The sequence below is a fragment of the Pedobacter sp. genome (genome assembly GCF_045628745.1).
Taxonomy (GTDB): Bacteria; Bacteroidota; Bacteroidia; order Sphingobacteriales; family Sphingobacteriaceae; genus Pedobacter.
Map to the genome: position 1 here is coordinate 1 of NZ_JAZQPU010000367.1, position 2,559 is coordinate 2,559.

Below are 2,559 nucleotides of genomic sequence, written 5' to 3' on the forward strand. Positions count from 1 at the left end.
CTCCAGTGTATCTTTAACAGGGTGAGCGCGATATAACAATTCTGCAAAAGTGATCAGGTGTGGCTGTTGCCAGATCAGCATGGCACCCACTGATGAAGGACTCTCATTGCCATTATGGTCAGTCATCTTTTGCCACCGCACGCCTTCAAAACCCTGACGCGTAGCTAATTCTTTTGCTTTGCCCTTCACTTTAAAATAATAGGCAGTGCTTTTGGCAAGGATTTCTGGCCTTCCCCAAGTGGCAAAATGAAAGGAATGCCACCAGTGCATCTCTAAGTGTGGTTTACCAAACCAGCTGTTATAAGTTAGACCCGTTTCCTGAGGAGGGTAAGCGCCTGCACATTGCACTTTGGTAAGGTATTGTGATAAGATAACCCGGCGTTCGAGCTCATTGGCCCTCGGATCTGTACTTCCGCTAAAGTCTACAGCTCCGCCACTTTGCCAAAATGCTTTCCATTGCTGCATGCTGTTCTGTTGCACTTCGGCAAACAATGGCAATGCAGTTTTACTTTCTACTTCGCTAAATAGGGTGCTTAAAGTAAAGGTATCAGATTGACGGTCAGGACTAAGGACGAAATAGTGCTCAGACTGTCGTTTAATTTCTGCTCCCTGCTCCCAGGCTAAGGAAGTAAAATAAGCAGCAGAATCGAGTTGGTGTTTAATGACTGCCTTTTTACGTCCTTTACTTACTAATTCCGTCTGATGTTTATTCGCATCAATCCAATTGTCCCCATTATCTGCCCATGCACCTGTAGGATAAGGAAAGCGCAATCTTATTTTCAATCTACCCTGAGCGATTAAAGCTGATTTTACCTTTACTGAAACAAGGTCAGTTTGCTGATGGCCCACTGTGATTACTTCAACCAGCGTCCCTTCAAAAGTAAAAGAGCTGGTAATGATACCTGTCCATGGATCAAGTTGCTGTTTGATTTGTTTAATATCCTCTTTTTTGGCCAGAACACCCTTTGAAGTTTTCAGCTCCAGACCAATATTGCCCAATTGCAGGCGGTGTACATTTTGACGGTACCAGTTAGTTGCACCCTTACTGCGCTCATTTGTATTTAACTGTACAGTATAAGGTATTTTACGGCCAAACTGTTGTTCATAACGGTATGACTCTTCAATTTTGTAATTCGAAGTATCCTTAAAAGTATCCCAACCCCATTCTGACTGTGTACCCAATGGCACACCCTTATTATAGGCTTCTGGGAAAGTCTGCAATCCTGTTACATCTACGGTAAAGGCAAACTTTCCGTTTCCAACAGAAAGTGAAGCTAAAGGATCAAGTGTATTAACTTTGACCACATGCCGCTGAACCAATGCCTGGCGGTTAATTTGGGCGCTCACCAAAAATGGACATAACAGTGCCGCAACAAGCATAGTCTTTCTACACTGTTTCAAAATTGAATTCTTCAAAACTTTGTTTATTTTATCAGACATATTTGATCTGGTTATTGATCTAATTTTCCAGGTCGTTGTCCTTAACTGTTGCTCTATAGAGAACATTGAATTTGATTCCTATACACATCGTATAATAAAATTCAGTGCAACGCCAGCAGCAGGACTCGCTCAAACCAGGATTTTATATTTGGTTAATTAATTCAAATATATCCCGGAGAGTTTGTTTGCTTTTTCAAAAATTGACTAAAAGCTTTAAATATTTGGTTAAATAGCTAAAAGCAGCATTTAGAGGGGGTTTTCCAGTTTACGCTCCTTGCGTGTTTTCTTGAGATATTCAGAAGGAGAAAGTTTATATTTTTCTTTAAAGCAGGTGCTAAAATAAGAAAGACTGTTAAAGCCTACCAGGAAAGCGATTTCTGATAAGGTATGATTGCCAGCGTCAAGAAGCTGTATGGTACGTTTCAAACGGATGTCCCTCACAAGTTCAACAGGACTTAAGGTAGTCAGACTTTTTAGCTTTTTATAGAATGTAGTGCGCCCCATGCCTATGGCGACAGCAACTTCTTCAATGTTAAATTTCGGATCGGCCATACCTTGCTCTACAATGCTGATGGTTTCTTTTAAAAACGTCTCATCCCTGGAGGTAATGACAATTTCACCAGGTTCCAACAGCAGGACTTTCTGTGGCTGACCAGTGGCTAACTTTTCAAACAGCTTCTTTCTGGAGTTAATCAGGTTTTCAATTAAAGCCAGCAGGTATTCGGTATGAAAGGGCTTTGTCATGTAGCCGTCGGCGCCATATTTCATTCCTTCAATCTTACTTTCAACAGATGCCTTAGCCGTGAGCAGTACCACAGGGATATGACTTGTACGAATGTCATTCTTCAATAAGTCTAACATTTGTATACCATCCATATTTGGCATCATGAGGTCACTAATGATCAGGTCGGGCAACAGGTCAGTTGCTGCATTCCATCCTTCCGCGCCATCTGCTGCGCTTGCAATGCGGTATAAACCCTCCAGTTTAAGGGAAAGAAAACGCTGTAATTCTGGATTGTCTTCAACCAATAGAACCAAAGGATATTGTATATCTAAAGGTACTTGAGGCTGGGCAATTGCATTGACTGGCCATTCTTCGTTCACAAAACGGTCGTTTCT

Annotated in this window: 1 protein-coding gene and 1 pseudogene; both read right to left on the reverse strand. The window is 41.7% G+C overall.

Annotation, left to right across the window (positions count from 1 at the left end):
- A pseudogene (locus ACR2F7_RS13365) lies at nt 1-1,416 on the reverse strand (hypothetical protein); the annotation flags it as partial.
- Between the two features lie 270 nt (nt 1,417-1,686).
- On the reverse strand, nt 1,687-2,559 hold an 873-nt coding region (locus ACR2F7_RS13370), incomplete at its 5' end, for a response regulator (protein ID WP_432714055.1).